General features: G+C 35.1%; 10 protein-coding genes. 5 read left to right on the top strand and 5 right to left on the bottom strand.

What is annotated here, in order from left to right; translation table 11 throughout:
- Positions 1-2: 2 nt before the first annotated feature.
- The 3 genes from BUA46_RS00405 to BUA46_RS00395 all read right to left on the bottom strand — a co-directional run bounded on the left by BUA46_RS00405 (position 3) and on the right by BUA46_RS00395 (position 2,908).
- Entirely contained in the window at positions 3-449 is a 447-nt protein-coding gene (locus BUA46_RS00405) for a MarR family winged helix-turn-helix transcriptional regulator (RefSeq protein WP_026009994.1), read from the bottom strand.
- Positions 450-580: 131 nt separating this feature from the next.
- Complete coding sequence (locus BUA46_RS00400) at positions 581-973, bottom strand: DUF1761 family protein (protein WP_019387080.1); 393 nt, start codon at positions 971-973, stop codon at positions 581-583.
- A gap of 162 nt (positions 974-1,135) precedes the next feature.
- A complete protein-coding gene (locus tag BUA46_RS00395; protein ID WP_019387081.1) occupies positions 1,136-2,908 on the bottom strand; it encodes an AMP-dependent synthetase/ligase in 1,773 nt (590 codons plus the stop codon).
- 526 nt (positions 2,909-3,434) lie between these two features.
- Here BUA46_RS00395 and pflB point away from each other — a divergent pair.
- The 5 genes from pflB to BUA46_RS00370 all read left to right on the top strand — a co-directional run bounded on the left by pflB (position 3,435) and on the right by BUA46_RS00370 (position 12,931).
- Positions 3,435-5,660, top strand: coding sequence for a formate C-acetyltransferase (gene pflB, locus BUA46_RS00390; protein WP_019387082.1), 2,226 nt, complete (start codon positions 3,435-3,437; stop codon positions 5,658-5,660).
- Between the two features lie 83 nt (positions 5,661-5,743).
- Entirely contained in the window at positions 5,744-6,493 is a 750-nt protein-coding gene (pflA, locus tag BUA46_RS00385; RefSeq protein ID WP_143148037.1) for a pyruvate formate-lyase-activating protein, read from the top strand.
- Positions 6,494-6,529: 36 nt separating this feature from the next.
- Positions 6,530-7,786 carry an L-lactate MFS transporter gene (locus tag BUA46_RS00380; protein ID WP_019387084.1) on the top strand — a complete coding sequence of 419 codons (1,257 nt, stop codon included), beginning with the start codon at positions 6,530-6,532 and terminating at the stop codon, positions 7,784-7,786.
- Between the two features lie 271 nt (positions 7,787-8,057).
- A complete protein-coding gene (gene ppdK / locus BUA46_RS00375) occupies positions 8,058-10,787 on the top strand; it encodes a pyruvate, phosphate dikinase (RefSeq protein WP_019387085.1) in 2,730 nt (909 codons plus the stop codon).
- Between the two features lie 395 nt (positions 10,788-11,182).
- Positions 11,183-12,931, top strand: coding sequence for a chondroitinase-B domain-containing protein (locus tag BUA46_RS00370; protein WP_019387086.1), 1,749 nt, complete (start codon positions 11,183-11,185; stop codon positions 12,929-12,931).
- 33 nt (positions 12,932-12,964) lie between these two features.
- Here the strand turns inward: BUA46_RS00370 and purL are convergent, their stop codons facing one another.
- Both purL and BUA46_RS00360 read right to left on the bottom strand, forming a co-directional pair.
- Entirely contained in the window at positions 12,965-16,720 is a 3,756-nt protein-coding gene (gene purL, locus BUA46_RS00365) for a phosphoribosylformylglycinamidine synthase (protein ID WP_019387087.1), read from the bottom strand.
- Positions 16,721-17,083: 363 nt separating this feature from the next.
- Positions 17,084-18,043, bottom strand: a complete 960-nt coding sequence (locus tag BUA46_RS00360; RefSeq protein WP_143148036.1) for a putative phage abortive infection protein — start codon at positions 18,041-18,043, stop codon at positions 17,084-17,086.
- Between the last annotated feature and the right edge of the window lie 15 nt (positions 18,044-18,058).

Below are 18,058 nucleotides of genomic sequence, written 5' to 3'. Positions count from 1 at the left end.
TTTTAACTATCTGATTGATTGTATATTTTCTTGTTTGAAACCAACTCATTTATGATTTCGGCAACTTCATAAAAATGTTTTAATTTTTCTTCAGAAATATTTTTTTTGATGGTTTCATTGAATGTAAGTACTCTATCTTTTGAATAGGCTCTTTTTTCTCTTCCAAAATCTGTGAGAGAAATTATTACACCTCTTCCATCTTCAGGATTGGGATGTCTTTCAATTAATCCTTTTTTTTCCATGGTTTTCAAAATTCTAGATAGACTGGTAGCTTCCATTCCCATTTTTGGTCCTAATGCCGTTGATGGCGTTCCTTTATCTGGGTCTATACTTAGTAGGGTGAAACCAGTGGCCATGGTACTATCAAATTTCGAGGCTTCTTCATTATACATTTTTTGAACTGTTAACCAGGTAGTTCTCAGCATATAATCGATGGTTTTGTCCTTCATACTTTTTTGTTGATGTGCCCAAATATAAAAAAAAATACTATGCATGCATAGTATTTTTGATAAAATTATAATTGTTTTATGATATTAGATTTTCAACGTATTAAAAATCTTAGAATTGCATAAGATAAAGGCTATCCTAACTTTCCGTTTACAGCACCAACTGCGGCCCCTATAATAGCAGACATGACTATAGAAATACCTACATCAATCGCAGCAAGTTCAAATGTGAACTCAGTGTTCATGGCCAGATTAAAGAAGTTGTAAAAGAGACCTACAAACAAGCCAATTGTGGCACCGGCCTTAAGGCCTGTCATTGCGGTGGTTATTTGTGCCCATTTGGTGAAGATGTAAGCAACAAATAATCCGAAAGTCATACATCCTAAGAAAATCATAATCATGGTATTAGAATTTTCTTCTGGTTGCGGAAAGGTACTTGCAAAAATAATTCCGTAGAAAAGCCATCCTAAAAGGAAATCGACTATACCTCCAACAATTCCTGAAACTAAAAAGTTTTTTGTTTTCATTTGATTTATTTTAATTAGTTAGTTCTTAAATGTATTAAAGACTTATTAAAACATCAAATTAAGTATTAAATTATTGCAATATTGATAAATTATTACAAAAATAATTGTGTTTTTCGCAGTAAATTTTAAAAATTGATTTTTATTCTGAAGTGCTAAAATTAATTATGGTCGATAAATTTTTTCAATTAAATCGAGATACTTATTCTTAATTACATCGCGTTTCATTTTTAAAGTAGGCGTTAGGTGACCTGCATCAATAGACCAAATTTCTGGCGTCAATTCGAATTTCTTGATTTGCTCCCATTTTCCAAACTTCTTGTTGCACTGATCAATTTCTTCTTGAATGCGATCATGAATTATTTGAGAATTCACAATTTCATCAAAAGAGGTTCCAATAGATTGACTTTTATGTTCTATCCAATCTTTAATAAACTCAAAATTTGGCTGTATTAAAGCTGCAGGCATTTTTTCGCCTTCGCCAATTACCATAATCTGTTCTATAAAACGGGATTGCTTAAATTCATTTTCAAGAAGTGTTGGGATAATATATTTGCCACCTGAGGTTTTGAACATTTCTTTTTTACGACCTGTAATTTTTAAAAACCCATCATCATCAATTTCTCCTTTATCGCCAGTATGAAAATAATCACCTGTCATGACGCTAGCCGTTTTTTCAGGATCTTTGTAATAGCCCATCATCACATTGGGACCTTTTATGAGTATTTCGCCATCTTCGGCTATTTTCACTTCTACATGATCTATAGGCTTACCAACTGTACCAACTTTAAATAAATGGCCCTCATATTTACCAACAGAAACTACTGGAGAAGTCTCAGTTAAACCATAACCTTCCATAACTTGCATGCCAGCGGCACCAAAAATTCTAGATAATCGAGGTTGTAAAGCCGCACTTCCAGAAACCATAGTATATAATTCGCCGCCAAGGGCTTCTCGCCATTTACTAAAAATAAGCTTGTTCGCAATTTTTAATCTAAATTCATACCATGCGCCATTTTTTCCGTAAGGTTCCCACTTTTCGCCCAAACCTACAGCCCAATAAAACAACATTTTTTTAATGCCTGATAGTTCTTCAGCTTTAGCCATAATTTTGTCGTAAACCTTCTCAAGAAGTCTTGGAACAACACTCATTAAATTGGGTTTTATTTCTTTGGCGTTATCACCTATTTTATCAATGCCTTCTGCAAAGTAGATTGATGTTCCTGCATATTGGTATACATATATAAGGACGCGTTCAAAAATATGGCAAATAGGTAAAAAACTTAAAACTCTTGTATCATTTCCTTTTAGAGGTACTCGAGGGAAGCTATCCAATACATTACTGGTAATATTCCAATGCGAAAGCATTACGCCTTTAGGTTTTCCTGTAGTTCCCGAAGTGTAAATTATTGTAGCCAATTCTTCAGGTTTAACTTCATCTTTCCGAGCATCAACTTCATTTTGATTAGAAGTGTCTTCACCTAATTTAAATAATTCTGAATAATGTTTACAACCTTCTATATGATCAAAAGAGTAGACCTCTTTCAGTTTTGTATTTCCTTGTACTTTTCTTACTTTTTCTAAAACTTCTTCGTCTGAAACAAAACAATAAATTGATTCGCTGTGATTCAAAACATATTCATAATCTTCAGCACAAATTGTAGGATATATTGGAATATTTTGAGCTCCAATTTGTAAAACTGCAATATCCATGAAATTCCATTCGGTACGGTTAGTCGATGAAATAACGGCAATTCTATCATTTTTTTTAACACCCAATCGTAACAAGGCTCTACTAATGCAATTCGCTTTATCAATATATTCTTGAGTTGAGGTTTTAACCCATGCTCCGTTATATTTTGTAACTAATGCAGCATCATTAGGTTTATTTTCTAATTGGTAGTAAGCGAAATCAAAAAGTCTGGTTATTTTTTTCATAAGTTTAGTTGTAGCCTTTGTGCAAAGTATGAAATTAAATAGGAATTTCAAATACTCTATAATGTCAAGATGAAAACTTAAAAAAAAATGATTGTTTTAATGATAGGTATGTATTGGTCTAATGGGTTGAAAAATAAATAGGTTATTGCCTTAGTTTTAGAATCATTGAACTCATTTTATGTTCAAATTAAAAAAAAAGTAGTACGATTATTTCAATTTCAAAATATTCATAAATCTTTACAATGAACTAGTAATTTTTATTAAAAGTGTAATATAATTATTCAAATTTTGTAAAAAAACTTTAATTACATCATTTTTCTTGTCAATTTTCTATTTAAAGTGTTAAGGTTGTAGATTAATCACAATTTAAAAGGATCAAACTCAAACGTTTTCGTAAAATAAAATCACTTGGTTTATTGGGTTTTAGGGATTTACTGACATTTATCAGGTTTATTATGAAGCCCCGTATTTAATTTTGTGATGTACTTATAAAATTTGATTTCTTAAAATATTAATACATAAAAAAATGGAAGTAAAACAATTTAATTACGGGATTTGGACTGAGGAACTTAATGTTAGAGATTTTGTATACAATAACATTACTCCTTACCACGGAACACACGAATTTTTAGTTGGTCCGAGCGAAAGAACTCTTAAATTATGGGAGGTCTGCAAAGCAGCTACACAGGAAGAACGAAAAAATAATGGTGTACGATCTGTAGATACAGAAACGATTTCAACGGTAAGCTCGTTTGGTGCGGGTTATATCGATAAAGAAAATGAAGTTATTGTTGGTTTGCAAACCGACGAATTATTAAAAAGAGCCATGAAACCTTTTGGAGGTTTTAAAGTGGTTCAAAAAGCGTTAGCAGAACAAGGCGTAAAACCAAATGATGCTTTAACAGACTTATTTTCTAAATACGTTAAAACACATAATGATGGTGTTTTTGATGCTTATAATGAGGAAATTAGAAAATTCCGTTCGTTAGGGTTTTTAACAGGATTACCTGATAATTATGCTAGAGGTAGAATTATTGGTGACTACCGTCGTGTGGCACTTTACGGAATTAATTTCTTAATTGAAGAGAAAGCTAAAGATTTAGCAAACATTACTGGTCCTATGACTGAAGCGGTTATCCGTTTACGTGAAGAGGTTTCAGAGCAAATTAAAGCACTAAAAGACATGCTTGAATTAGGTAAAACTTATAACCTAGATTTAAGTCGTCCTGCTGATAATGCAAAAGAAGCTGTACAATGGACGTACATGGCATATTTAGCAGCTGTAAAAGAACAAGATGGCGCAGCCATGTCTTTAGGAAATGTATCTACTTTCTTAGATATTTATATTGAAAACGATTTACAAGAAGGTTTAATTAACGAGGAAGAAGCTCAAGAATATATCGACCAATTTGTGATGAAGTTACGTATGGTTCGTCACTTAAGAATGGCAGCTTATGATGAGATTTTTGCAGGAGATCCTACTTGGGTAACGGAAGCTATTGGAGGAATGTTTGATGATGGAAGAACTAAAGTAACTAAAACGTCTTACCGTTTCTTAAATACCTTATACAATTTAGGACCTTCACCAGAACCAAATATGACAATTCTTTGGTCTGAGCAATTACCAGAAAACTTTAAAGCTTATTGCTCTAAAGTTGCTATTGATACATCTTCAATTCAGTTTGAAAATGATAACTTAATGAGAGCAGAACGTGGTTCTGATGATTACGGAATTGCTTGTTGTGTTTCTTACCAAGATTTAGGTAAATCTATTCAGTTTTTCGGAGCTCGTACAAACTTAGCAAAAACGTTATTACTTGCTATTAATGGTGGGCGTTGCGAAACTACGGGCACATTAATGGTTGAAGGTATTGAGCCTTGCGATTGTGAATATTTAGATTACGATAAAATTATGGCTAATTTTAAAATTGCCATGAAAGAAGTTGCGAGAGTTTATAATGATTCAATGAACATTATTCACTACATGCACGATAAGTATTACTACGAAAAAGCGCAAATGGCATTAATTGATACCAATCCTAGTATTAATATTGCTTATGGTATTGCTGGTTTATCTATTGTTGCCGATTCACTTTCAGCAATTAAATACGCTAAAGTAAAACCAATTAGAAATGAAGAAGGGCTTACAGTAGACTTTAAAGTTGAAGGCGAGTTCCCTAAATACGGAAATGATGATGATCGTGTAGATACTTTAGCAGCAAAAGCTGTAGCAGATTTTAATGATGAATTGAAAAAGCTACCTGTTTATAAAAATGCAGAACCTACAATGTCTGTATTAACAATCACATCAAACGTGTCTTATGGTAAGAAAACTGGTGCTACACCAGATGGAAGACCAAGCGGAATTCCATTTGCTCCTGGAGCAAACCCAATGCACGGTCGCGATTGTAATGGTGCTATTGCTTCATTAAATTCGGTTGCAAAAATTGATTATAAAGATTCTTTAGATGGTATTTCAAATACATTCTCAATTGTACCTAAATCTTTAGGAGCAGATTCAGAAGAAAGAATCGAGAACTTAGTGTCAATTATCGATGGATATTTTATCAATAAAGCACAACATTTAAATGTAAATGTTTTAGATAAACAAATGCTACTAGATGCTATGGAGCATCCAGAAGAATATCCACAATTAACCATACGTGTTTCAGGATACGCTGTAAACTTTGTAAGATTAACGAAAGAACAGCAAATGGAAGTTATAACACGTTCGTTCCACGAGTCCATGTAATTTTTTTATTAATATTTGAGTAGCATCTTGAAAAGAAGTGTCAAAACTTCTTTTTGGGATGCTTATTTTAAAAAATTTAAGGTATCAAAACTAAAGATAACATATTAAACGTACACTCCATTGAGTCCTTCGGAACCCATGATGGTCCAGGCGTAAGAATGGTGCTTTTTCTTCAAGGCTGCAAACTTAAATGTTTGTACTGCCATAATCCAGATACTATTGATACTGCTGGAGGAAAAGAATATCATATCGATGAGCTTGTAAAGATGGCGATAAAATTGAAACCTTATTTTGGAAAAAAAGGCGGAGTTACCGTTTCTGGCGGTGAACCATTACTACAATCCAAAGCATTAATTCCGTTTTTTAAACGTCTTAAAGAAGAAGGTATTCATACAAATATTGATACTAATGGTAGAGTTCTAAATCATTTTTCTGAAGAACTTATAGATAAATATGCAGATTTAGTGATGTTGGATGTTAAACATATGACTGAGGAAGGTTATGAGTATATAACTGGACAACGTAACAAAGAAACGACATTCAATTTCGCAAAACACAGAGAGGCTTCAGGTAAAGCAATGTGGTTACGCTATGTGTTAATACCAGGAATTACCAATACGCCTAACTTATTACATGCAATGGGTGAATACTTTAAGGAGTATGAGACTATAGAAAAAATTGAGCTTCAGCCTTATCATAAACTAGGGATTCATAAATGGGAAGCTTTAGGATGGGAATATCAATTAAAAGAAGCTCGTGAGAATACAAAAGAAGAAATAGATGCTGCAAAAGAAATACTGCAAAACTATTTCAAAGAAGTAAAAGTAAACTAAACAATACTGATAATTTCAGTATTAAAGAAGATAAAGATGAAAACACAAAAATTAAAAAATCGTTGGTTAATTGCGGCATCGGCAGTTGGAATTCATATTTCAATTGGTTCCGTTTATGCTTATTCAGTAATGACCAACCCTGTTAAAGATATTTTTGATGTTGATGGTAGTGTTATAAAATGGGCATTTAAAATTGCTATTTTATTATTAGGATTATCAGCGGCATTTTTAGGTCGCTGGGTAGAGAAAGTAGGACCAAAAGTAAGCGGAACAACCGCCGGATTCTTTTACGGTATAGGTATTTTAGGATCGGGTCTAGCTGTTCAACTAGAATCGTTATGGTTATTTTATTTGTGCTATGGTGTTATAGGAGGTATAGGCTTAGGCTTAGGTTATATTACACCAGTAAGTACACTTGTAAAATGGTTTCCAGACAGACGTGGATTAGCCACAGGAATGGCTATTATGGGCTTCGGTTTTGCAGCTTTAATATTTGGCCCAGTTATGCAATCGTTGTTTGATGCTGTTGGGGTATCTAATGCCTTTTATATTTTAGGTGTTATTTACATGGTACTTATTTTATCATCTGCAAGATATATTGAAAGACCACCAGAAGGGTATATGCCGGAAGGTTTCAAACCTGGAGAAGGTAAAACCATTAAAGCCGATATGTCTAATATCGATGCCAATGCTTCATTAAAAACAAATCGTTTTTATTACATCTGGATTATGATGTTTATAAACATTGCATGCGGTATAGCCATCATATCAGCGGCAAGTCCAATGATGCAAGAAAAATTAAATTACACCCCAATGGAAGCCGCAGCAATAGTTGGTTTTATAGGTGTATTTAACGGATTAGGTAGAATTTTATGGTCTAGCTTATCTGATTATTTAGGGCGTGCAAACACCTATATTATATTCTTTGCATTTCAAATTTTGGCATTCTATTTCTTGCCAAAAATGACCATGGAATTAAGTTTCTTAATTGTATTGTTTACAGTAATAACTATGTACGGCGGTGGTTTTGCAACATTACCTGCCTTTTTAGGAGATTTGTTTGGAACGAAGCAATTAGGCGCAATACACGGTATGGTTCTCGCAGCTTGGGGATTAGCAGGTGTTGTAGGACCAACAATTTACGATGTTGTTAAAAACGCCACAGGTTCTTTAGATGCTACTTTAACTGTGTTTGCAGGATTATTTGTAGTTGCTTTAGTGGTTTCGTTATTCATGAAACGCGAAGTTAATCAAGCGTATAAAAAGATAAATAAAGAGTTTGAATTAGTATAAGTCAAGTTTTAGTTAATTGCAAGAAAGAGCATCTTCGTTTTTTGAAGGTGCTTTTTTTTGATTTCATATGCAAAAAAAGTCCAACAGACTGGTTATTTTGAGCTGTTCAAAATATGAAATTCTTACTATCCGAGAGATATCTTATTAAATTCTAAAAATATCTTCGTAATTCCTCATTTTATTGCATTTTTCATGATTTTTATCATTAAATATTTTCCTTTAAGTAGCTACATTTACTAGTGTTTTTAAGTGCAATTTTAAATCAAAAATTATGGAAATACTTGAAGAGGTAAAAGCTAGAGTTTACAAGTTTGGAAACAAAAAAGCTGACGGAAATAGTACAATGAAAAATCTTCTTGGAGGTAAAGGTGCCAACTTAGCCGAAATGAGCGCTATAGGCATACCAGTGCCGCCAGGGTTCACGATTACAACTGAAGTCTGTACGGAATATAATTTACTAGGTAAAGATGCTGTGGTAGACTTAATAAAAGCAGAGGTTGAAGCATCCATTGCGAACATTGAATCTTTAATGGGTACAACATTTGGCGATAAAGAAAATCCATTGTTAGTATCTGTGCGATCTGGGGCAAGAGTTTCAATGCCAGGAATGATGGATACCGTTTTAAATTTAGGTATGAATGATGAGGTCGTTTTAGGATTAGCTAAAAAAACCAATAACGAGCTATTTGCTTGGGATTCTTACCGAAGATTTATACAAATGTATGGCGGTGTGGTTTTAGGCATGAAGCCAGAATCTAAAGAAGATATCGATCCTTTCGAAGAAATTATTGAAAACCTTAAAGAAAAACGTGGAATAAATCTAGATACCGAGTTTTCGGTTCAAGATTTACAAGACTTAGTTTTCGATTTTAAAGATGTTGTTAGAAAGAAAAAAGGTTTGATTTTTCCTAGTGACCCATGGGAACAACTTTGGGGTGCTATAATAGCTGTTTTCAACAGTTGGAATGGCGATAGAGCTATTTATTATAGAAACATGAATGGCTATCCTGCCGATTGGGGAACAGCTGTAAACGTGCAAGCCATGGTTTACGGAAATATGGGAGACAATTCTGGTACTGGCGTTTGTTTTACACGTGATGCAGGAACTGGCGAAAATGTTTTCAACGGTGAGTATTTAATAAATGCACAAGGTGAAGATGTAGTGGCAGGTGTAAGAACGCCTCAACAAATTACAAAACTAGGATCTCAACGTTGGGCAGAATTAGCCAAAATTGAAGAAGACGATAGATTGGAAAATTATCCGTCATTGGAGGAATTAATGCCTAAAATGTATAAAGAGCTTAATTCGTACCAAGATATCCTCGAAAAGCATTACCGCGATATGCAAGATATGGAGTTTACTATTCAAGATGGAAAGCTTTGGATTTTGCAAACTAGAAATGGTAAACGTACCGGTGCGGCTATGGTAAAAATTGCCATGGATTTATTAAAAGAAGGTATGATTAACGAAAAAGAAGCTTTGTTGTTAATCGAACCAAATAAATTAGATGAATTATTACATCCTATTTTCGATCCTAAAGCCTTAAAAAGGGCACATGTTATTGCGCAAGGTTTACCAGCATCACCAGGAGCTGCCACAGGAAAAATTGTGTTCTTCGCAGATGAAGCCGATAAATACAAAAATAGTATTCTGGTAAGAATAGAAACCTCTCCTGAAGATTTAGAAGGAATGAATATTGCCAAGGGTATTTTAACAGCTCGTGGTGGTATGACATCGCATGCTGCGGTTGTTGCAAGAGGTATGGGTAAATGCTGTATTTCTGGTGCTGGCGCATTAAAAATAAATTATAAAACAAGAACCTTAACCGTTGGTAATCATGTCTATCATGAGGGCGATTGGATTTCTTTAAACGGTTCTACAGGAAATATCATTGAAGGTAAAGTAGCGACCATGGAGCCCGAGTTAAGCGGTGAATTTGCAGAAGTCATGAAGCTGTCTGATAAGTATGCAAAAATGAAAGTGCGTACTAATGCCGATTCTCCTAACGATGCTAAGGTAGCACGTAGTTATGGGGCGCAAGGAATTGGACTCACGCGTACTGAACATATGTTTTTTGAAGTAGACAGAATTAAAGCCATGCGTGAAATGATTTTGGCTGATACTGTTAAAGGAAGAAAACAAGCGTTAGAAGATTTACTGCCTATGCAACGTGCCGATTTTGAAGGTATTTTTGAAGCCATGGAAGGTTATGCCGTAACCATTCGTTTACTAGACCCACCACTGCATGAGTTTGTGCCTCACCAACTGGCAACTCAAAAAGAACTGGCGGAAGAAATGCATATTTCTTTACAAGCTGTAAAAAATAAAGTAGCAGAGCTGGAAGAGTTTAATCCGATGCTTGGTCATCGTGGTTGTCGATTAGGAAATACCTATCCTGAAATTACCGAGATGCAAACACGTGCTATTATTGAAGCGGCAATTAATTTAAAAGAACGTGGTATCATTTGTAAACCTGAAATCATGGTGCCTTTAATCGGAACGGTTAAAGAATTTGAATTCCAAGAGCAAATTATTAGAACCACTGCAAATAAGATTTTTGAAGAACGCAATGATAAAGTTGAATATTTGGTTGGAACGATGATTGAAATTCCTAGAGCAACTTTATTAGCAGATCAAATTGCTAAAAAAGCAGATTTCTTCTCGTTCGGAACAAACGATTTAACGCAAATGACATTTGGTTATTCTCGTGATGATGCTGGTAAGTTTTTACCAATTTACATCGAAAAAGGAATTCTAAAAGACGATCCTTTTGAAGTTCTAGATCAAGAAGGGGTGGGGCAGTTAGTCAATCTCGGTATCGAACGCGGTAGAAGCATAAAACCAGATTTAAAGGTTGGTGTTTGTGGTGAACATGGTGGCGAACCAAGCTCGGTAGAGTTTTTCTATAATTCAGGAATGGATTATGTGAGTTGCTCACCTTATCGCGTACCTATAGCAAGATTAGTTTCGGCTCAAGCGGCTATTAAATCATCCCTATAATAATTTTTTTATTTTTTTATTTATTTTTTTGAATTGCAAAGCCAGAGATGAATGTTTCATTTCTGGCTTTCTTTTTGAAATTAGAATGATTATGTTTTTAATAATGACATATGATTTAAAATGACGAGTTAATTCATTTAAAGTGATAACATTAGCGTTTTTAGAAAAATTAGCGTTACTTTTTTCTTACATAAAACATACTTAGGTAACACGTTTTTTTTATAAATAGGTAATAAAAACTAGGTGTATAAGTCCTTCTTTTTGAGTGTTTAAGGGTGTTTGTAATGGCGGCTAAATTTATTTTTTCATTTTTGTATCATGGTTTACTTTTAATCGTATATTTGGTTAACCAGATTGGTTAATCAATTTTATAATTAAGTTTAATCTTAGATGTTATGAAAAAAATTACATTTCCTTTCTTTCTATTTGTATTGTTTTTATTTGGTGGGCTTCTAGGAGCGCAAACGGTTACCACAAATGCCGAATTAAATACAGCAATTAGCAACGCGGTTCCTGGCACAACCATAACATTGGCTAACGGAACATGGACATACGTTCAGATCACTATTCAAAAATCAGGAACAATGTCTAATCCAGTAACAATAAAGGCTCAAACACCAGGGAGTGTATTCTTTGAAGGGAAATGCTCTGTTAAAATGGGCGGGTCTTATATTATTTTTGAAGGCGTTGTTTTTCAAAACGCTTCCAACATCGCGACTGGGACACCGGTAATAGATTTTAAGGCGTCTAACGATTGTAATAATTGTACAGTAACCAATATCAAAATCGATTCCTATAACCAATCGGCAGCACAAGCAACAAGTGTTTATAAGTGGATTTTATTGAGAGGTGCAAATAACGAGGTAAGCTATTCGTCATTTATTGGTAAAAATGGCGTTGGAAGTATTATTAATGATAACAGAAGTTCAACCATTGCAAACTATCATAAAATTCATCATAATTATTTTGCCGATAGAACGCCTATTGGAGTAGTTAATGATGAAAACAATCAAGATGCGATTAGAATCGGAAGCAGTTCAACATCATTATCAGACTCGTTTACTGAAGTTTACGACAATTATTTCTACAATTTTGTTGGCGAGATTGAAGTCATTTCAAATAAAAGTGGCAGCAATAAATACTACAACAATACTTTCGAAGATTATTCAGGGGCATTAACCTTGAGACATGGCGATAACTGCGAAGTTTATAATAACTTCTTTTTAGCCAATGGGCAATCTTTTAGTGGTGGTATTCGAATGATGGGTGAAAACCATAAAGTTTACAATAACTATATTGAAGGCACTGTAGCGAAATACCCTAATAACTCCAATACTAACGGTCTTGCAGGTATTAATATTCATAACGGTATTTTAAATAGCCCTTTAAATGGTTATTATCAAGTAAAAAACGCAACCATTATAAACAACACGTTTGTAAATTGCGATTTAGGTATTCGAGTAGGGGCGACTTTCAGTTCAGGTACTCAAAATCAGGCGCCTCAAGATGTTGTTATTGCCAACAATATCATGTATGAAAACACCAATAAAGCTATCCAAGTGACTACGCAACTCATAGGAGCAGCGTCAAAGTATGAGAATAATATAAAACAAAACGGAACATTCGATTCTTTCGGGTCTGTAACAGCAACGGGTAACATCAATGTGACATCAGGATTACTTACTTCTGGTACCGATTTTTACAGAATTACTAGCGGAAGTGCAGCTATAGATTATGCCACGGGTTCTTATCCATTTTTAACCGAAGATATCATCGGCGGTTCAAGACCAGCCAATTTTGATGCTGGGGCTGAAGAGTTTAATGCTAGCGGAACAGGCAGACCATACAGACAATCCGATGTTGGTTTAGTTGTTGGTTTTGGGGGTAGCGGTACACTAAGTGTCGATTACAAGACAAAACAAGGCAATAACTTGCGTTTGTATCCTGTGCCTGTAACTGGCGATTATTTAAATCTTGCTTTAGAAAATATTAATTTAGGGCAGGTTCAAATTATAGATATGTTAGGCAGAACGGTAATCAACTCAACTATTGAGGCGCCTAAAGGTCAAATCAATATCAATAGCCTTACTAAAGGCACTTATATTGTAAAAGTCCAAGGGGTTTCAAAAATGATTACCAAGTAAATCAAAAATATTAATTAGGTTGGTTAAGCATTTTTAATGCTTTTCCAACCACTCTCTAGCATTTACAAACGCTTCTAACCAAGGCGTTACTTCATCTTTTCTATCATCAGGATAATTGGCCCAATTCCATTGGAATGTCGAACGCTCAATATGTGGCATCGTTACCAAATGTCTTCCTGTTTTATCACACATCATGGCGGTGTTAAAATCTGAACCGTTCGGGTTATGCGGATATTCAGCATAAGCATATTTAGCCACAATGTTGTATTTGTCTTCAGTGTAAGGCAACTTAAATTTACCTTCACCATGCGAAATCCATACACCTAAAGTGGTACCAGCAAGCGTCGATAACATTACTGATGTATTCTCTTGAATTTTTACCGATGTAAAGCCACTTTCGTGTTTATGCGAATCGTTATGAACCATCTTTCCGTGTACCTCATGCTCCGGATTAATTTCATCCAATTCCATAAATAATTGGCAACCGTTACAAATACCTACAGACAAAGTATCTTCTCTTTTAAAGAAATTTTGAAAAACTGTATTGGCCTTTTCGTTGTATTTAATGGCACCTGCCCAACCTTTGGCAGAACCTAAAACATCCGAATTACTAAAACCACCAACAGCACCTAAAAATTGAATGTCTTCAAGGGTTTCACGACCAGAAATTAAATCGGTCATGTGTACATCTTTCACATCAAAACCAGCTAAATACATGGCATTTGCCATTTCACGTTCAGAGTTTGATCCTTTTTCACGCAGAATAGCAGCTTTAGGTCTTTTACTGTCATTGCGAGGAGTTTGCGACGCGGCAATCATTCCATCAGAAGCAGATTGCTTCACTTTGTTCGCAATGACATCTTTTAATTTTCCCGTAAAATGTTTCGGGAATGTATATCTTAAAGGTTGGTTTTTATAATTGTTATATCTAGCTTCCGCTAAACCATTTGCTGTTTGTTTCTGGTCAAGTAAGAATGATGTTTTATACCAAACATCGCGTAATCTTGAAACGGTCATGGTAAACACATCGGAGTTATTGATTATGCTCAACACATCAGAAGCAGTTACTTTTCCAATGTTATAAAATTCAATATTCGCATCAGCTAAAACACGTTCAATGGAAGCATCTTTAGCTTGAATCACCAAACCAGCATTTTCAGCAAACAACACTTTAAAAGCATCTTGTTCACCTAGAGCAGAAAGGTCTAATTCTGCACCTGTGTTGGTATTTGCAAAACATAATTCTAGTAAAGTTGTAATCAATCCACCAGAAGCCACATCGTGTCCAGCAACTATGTTTTCGTCAACAATAAGTTGTTGTATGGTGTTAAAAACTGTTTTTACATAAGCGGCATCATTCACATTAGGCGCATCATTACCTATCTTGTTTAATACTTGCGCAAACGAACTTCCACCCAGTTTAAAGTTATCTTTTGATAAGTTGATGTAATAAATATCACCAGCATTGTGTTTAAAAACAGGCTCAACCACTTTGGTAATGTCGTTACAATTTCCAGCAGCCGAAATAATGACTGTTCCAGGAGAAATCACATCTTCATTCGGGTATTTTTGCTTCATAGAAAGCGAATCCTTTCCGGTTGGTACGTTAATACCTAAATCGATAGCAAATTGTGAAACTGCTTCAACCGCTTCGTATAAACGCGCATCTTCACCTTCATTTTTACAAGGCCACATCCAGTTTGCAGAAAGCGAAACCGATTTTAATCCATCCTTTAAAGGTGCCCAAATAATATTGCTTAAAGCTTCGGTAATACTGTTTCTACTTCCAGCCACCGGACTAATCAATCCAGAAATAGGCGAGTGCCCAATAGAAGTCGCAATACCTTCTTTACCTTTAAAATCTAGCGCCATCACACCCACGTTGTTAAGTGGTAATTGCAAAGGGCCAGCACATTGTTGTTTGGCAACTTTACCGCCAACACAACGGTCTACTTTATTTGTTAACCAATCTTTACAAGCTACAGCTTCCAACTGTAATACTTGGTCTAAATAGCTGTAAAAATCGTCTGCTTTATAGTTTAAGTCGCTGTAATGACGCTTCACCGTTTTATCGGTCATGATGGTTTTAGGCGAACTTCCAAACATATCTTCCATGGCCAAATCCATAGGTTTGTTGCCTTTGGTTTTAGATTGGAACGTAAATCTATCATCACCAGTTACGTCACCAACGGTGTACATTGGCGAGCGTTCTCTATCAGCAATGTTACGAAGGGTTTCTATATGCTTTTCGGCAATAACCAATCCCATACGCTCTTGAGATTCGTTACCAATAATTTCTTTATCAGATAGGGTTGGGTCGCCAACAGGTAAGGCATCCAAATCAATTTTTCCACCGGTATCCTCAACCAATTCCGACAGACAGTTTAAGTGTCCACCAGCACCATGATCGTGAATAGACACAATAAAATTCTCATCGCTTTCCACCATGCCACGCACCGCGTTAGCAGCACGTTTTTGCATTTCTGGGTTGGAACGTTGTACTGCATTCAACTCAATACCTGAGGCAAACTCACCAGTATCTGCCGATGACACCGCAGCACCACCCATACCTATACGGTAATTTTCACCACCAAGAATCACTATTTTATCGCCCGTTTTAGGCGTGTCTTTTAAAGCTTGTTCTTTTTTGCCATAACCAATACCACCAGCTTGCATAATCACTTTATCGTAGCCTAACTTACGTTGAGACCCTTCGACTGCGCTCATAGAGCCATCGTTTTGCTCATCGTGTTCAAAGGTTAAAACCGAACCACAAATAAGGGGTTGCCCAAATTTGTTTCCAAAATCTGAAGCCCCGTTCGAGGCTTTAATTAAAATATCCATTGGGGTTTGGTACAACCAAGGACGTTCCACCATGCCTTTTTCCCATGGGCGATTCGCTTCCAATCGCGAATAGGATGTCATGTACACCGCAGTTCCTGCTAAAGGTAACGAGCCTTTTCCGCCTGCAAGTCTATCTCTAATTTCACCACCCGAACCCGTTGCCGCACCATTAAAAGGCTCAACCGTAGTTGGGAAATTGTGCGTTTCCGCTTTAAGCGAAATCACCGAATCAAAATCCTGTGTGGTGTAAAAATCTGGAATATCAGCACGTTTAGGTGCAAACTGCTCCACTTTTGGGCCTTCAATAAAAGCCACATTATCCTTATACGCCGAAACAATCGAATTAGGGTGTTGTTTCGATGTTTCTTTAATCAATTTAAATAACGAGGTAGGTTTCTCTTCACCGTCAATAACAAAGGTTCCGTTAAAAATTTTATGTCTACAATGCTCGCTATTCACTTGCGAAAACCCAAACACTTCAGAGTCTGTTAAGGGTCTACCAATTTTTTTCGAAACACCTTCCAAATACGCCACCTCTTCATCGCTTAACGATAAGCCTTCCTGCTGGTTATATGCCGCAATATCCTCAATATCAAGAATCGGTTCAGGGGTAATAGCAATGGCAAACATGTTTTGGTTTAAGCCCTTAAATTTCTCCGAAATCATCGGGTCAAAATCCTTAAAATCTTCGGTAACCGCTTTAAACTCCTCAATTCTAATAATATCACTAATGCCCATATTTTGGGTAATTTCAACTGCATTGGTACTCCAAGGCGTAATCATAGCCGCACGAGGGCCAACAAAAAAAGCATCTATCGATGCTTGCTCAATTTTAGGTTGGTTGCCAAATAACCACGTTAATTTTAAAATGGTTTCAGGCAATAATTCTTTTGTTGTTTGAACCGCAAAAACGTTGCTAGTTATGTTTCCAAAGAAGTGAATCATTATGTCTCGGTTTGTGAGTGTTTTAAAAAAGGCAAATTTAGGTCTTTTTACTCAAATTTTAAGCATAAAAATTACAGGGAATATTGGAGTTATTAAGGAGTTTTAAACAGGTGTTTTTTATATAGGCGCCTTCCTTCCGGCAGGAAGGTTACCACAAGGGGCGGGCTTTACATTACAATCTTTTTATTCGTGCCTCACAAAAAGGATTTCCACTGCAATCCCTAACGCAGCTATCTGCTGGGGTTGTGAGTTTGAGTTTGGGTTTGTTGTGTTTAGGGAGTTGAGATTACTTTTTGGATTGCTAAGATATTTAATAGAGAAAAATGAACGAGGAATTGTTAATACTATTTAGTAAAATAATTTTTAAAATTTTTGTTTTACACTATTTATCTTGTCATCATAAATTTCTTGGTGATAAGGATATTTCGCTATTATCCTAAAATCAAAATTTTGCATGATGTCAAATTCTTTTATTAGAAACAAAAAATTCGGATATCCTAATCCTTGATGAAGTGAATTGTATAAAATTAAAAATAATTCGTCAGAGGATAGTTGAGCTCTAACAAGAGTAGCGTAAAACTGTTTCTTTGATTTTTTGATTAATTGAGATTTATAAATGAACTTGAAAATATGGTAAACATTTCTAAAATAATGACTTAAAATCTGCTTGTAGTCATCAAAGTAAAACTCTTTATAAGCTTTGTTCAATCTCTTTATAGCAATTTCTTTTGTATTTGGATTTTCTACTTTATAATTGATAGCACCAGTTGAAGTTTTTTCAGAAATACTATTAGAGTGTCTTAATTTTATTTCTAAATCTTCAAATGCTTTTGATAAGACTTCTCTTTTTTCCATCGAAACATTCATCATCATTGACACTTTTGAAAAATTTAATTTATCAACTAGTTCGTGATGCAAAGTTAGTAGTTGAAAAAAAGTGTTTTCAAAGCGTTGTATTTTTAGCGTTTCGCTTTGTTCCTCAAAAACTTTTCTGGTTTCAGCCAATTCCGTTCGTTGTAATTCAAATTCCTCAATCTGCTGATTTAAGGCTGAAAGTTGTGCTTTTAGAGTCTCTCTATTTATTTCAATATCTTTTCTTTGTTCGGTTAACGCAACATAAAATAGAATGACGCCAGCCAAAGACCACAAAGAACCAACAATTCCACCAATAAAATCTCCGAATTGTGCAATTTTTTCAGCATTAACTTTTGAATCTAAAAGGATACTTTCTTTATAAAAAAACACACCAATCCCAGCTATAAATAGAATCAATCCAATCCATAATAATAACTTGCTGTTCTTTTCTGTTAATGTTTTTTTCAAATGAGTGATTAAGTG

The organism is Algibacter luteus, assembly GCF_900141715.1.
Taxonomy (GTDB): domain Bacteria; phylum Bacteroidota; class Bacteroidia; order Flavobacteriales; family Flavobacteriaceae; genus Arenitalea; species Arenitalea lutea.
Note: the sequence above shows the minus strand (reverse complement) of the source record. Positions and strands in the feature narration are given on the sequence as shown.

Bases quoted from the DNA above. Each gene is read 5' to 3' on its own strand.
- BUA46_RS00405 (WP_026009994.1), bottom strand. From the start codon at position 449: ATGAAGGACAAAACCATCGATTATATGCTGAGAACTACCTGGTTAACA.
- BUA46_RS00400 (WP_019387080.1), bottom strand. From the start codon at position 973: ATGAAAACAAAAAACTTTTTAGTTTCAGGAATTGTTGGAGGTATAGTC.
- BUA46_RS00395 (WP_019387081.1), bottom strand. From the start codon at position 2,908: ATGAAAAAAATAACCAGACTTTTTGATTTCGCTTACTACCAATTAGAA.
- pflB (WP_019387082.1), top strand. From the start codon at position 3,435: ATGGAAGTAAAACAATTTAATTACGGGATTTGGACTGAGGAACTTAAT.
- BUA46_RS00380 (WP_019387084.1), top strand. From the start codon at position 6,530: ATGAAAACACAAAAATTAAAAAATCGTTGGTTAATTGCGGCATCGGCA.
- ppdK (WP_019387085.1), top strand. From the start codon at position 8,058: ATGGAAATACTTGAAGAGGTAAAAGCTAGAGTTTACAAGTTTGGAAAC.
- BUA46_RS00370 (WP_019387086.1), top strand. From the start codon at position 11,183: ATGAAAAAAATTACATTTCCTTTCTTTCTATTTGTATTGTTTTTATTT.
- purL (WP_019387087.1), bottom strand. From the start codon at position 16,720: ATGATTCACTTCTTTGGAAACATAACTAGCAACGTTTTTGCGGTTCAA.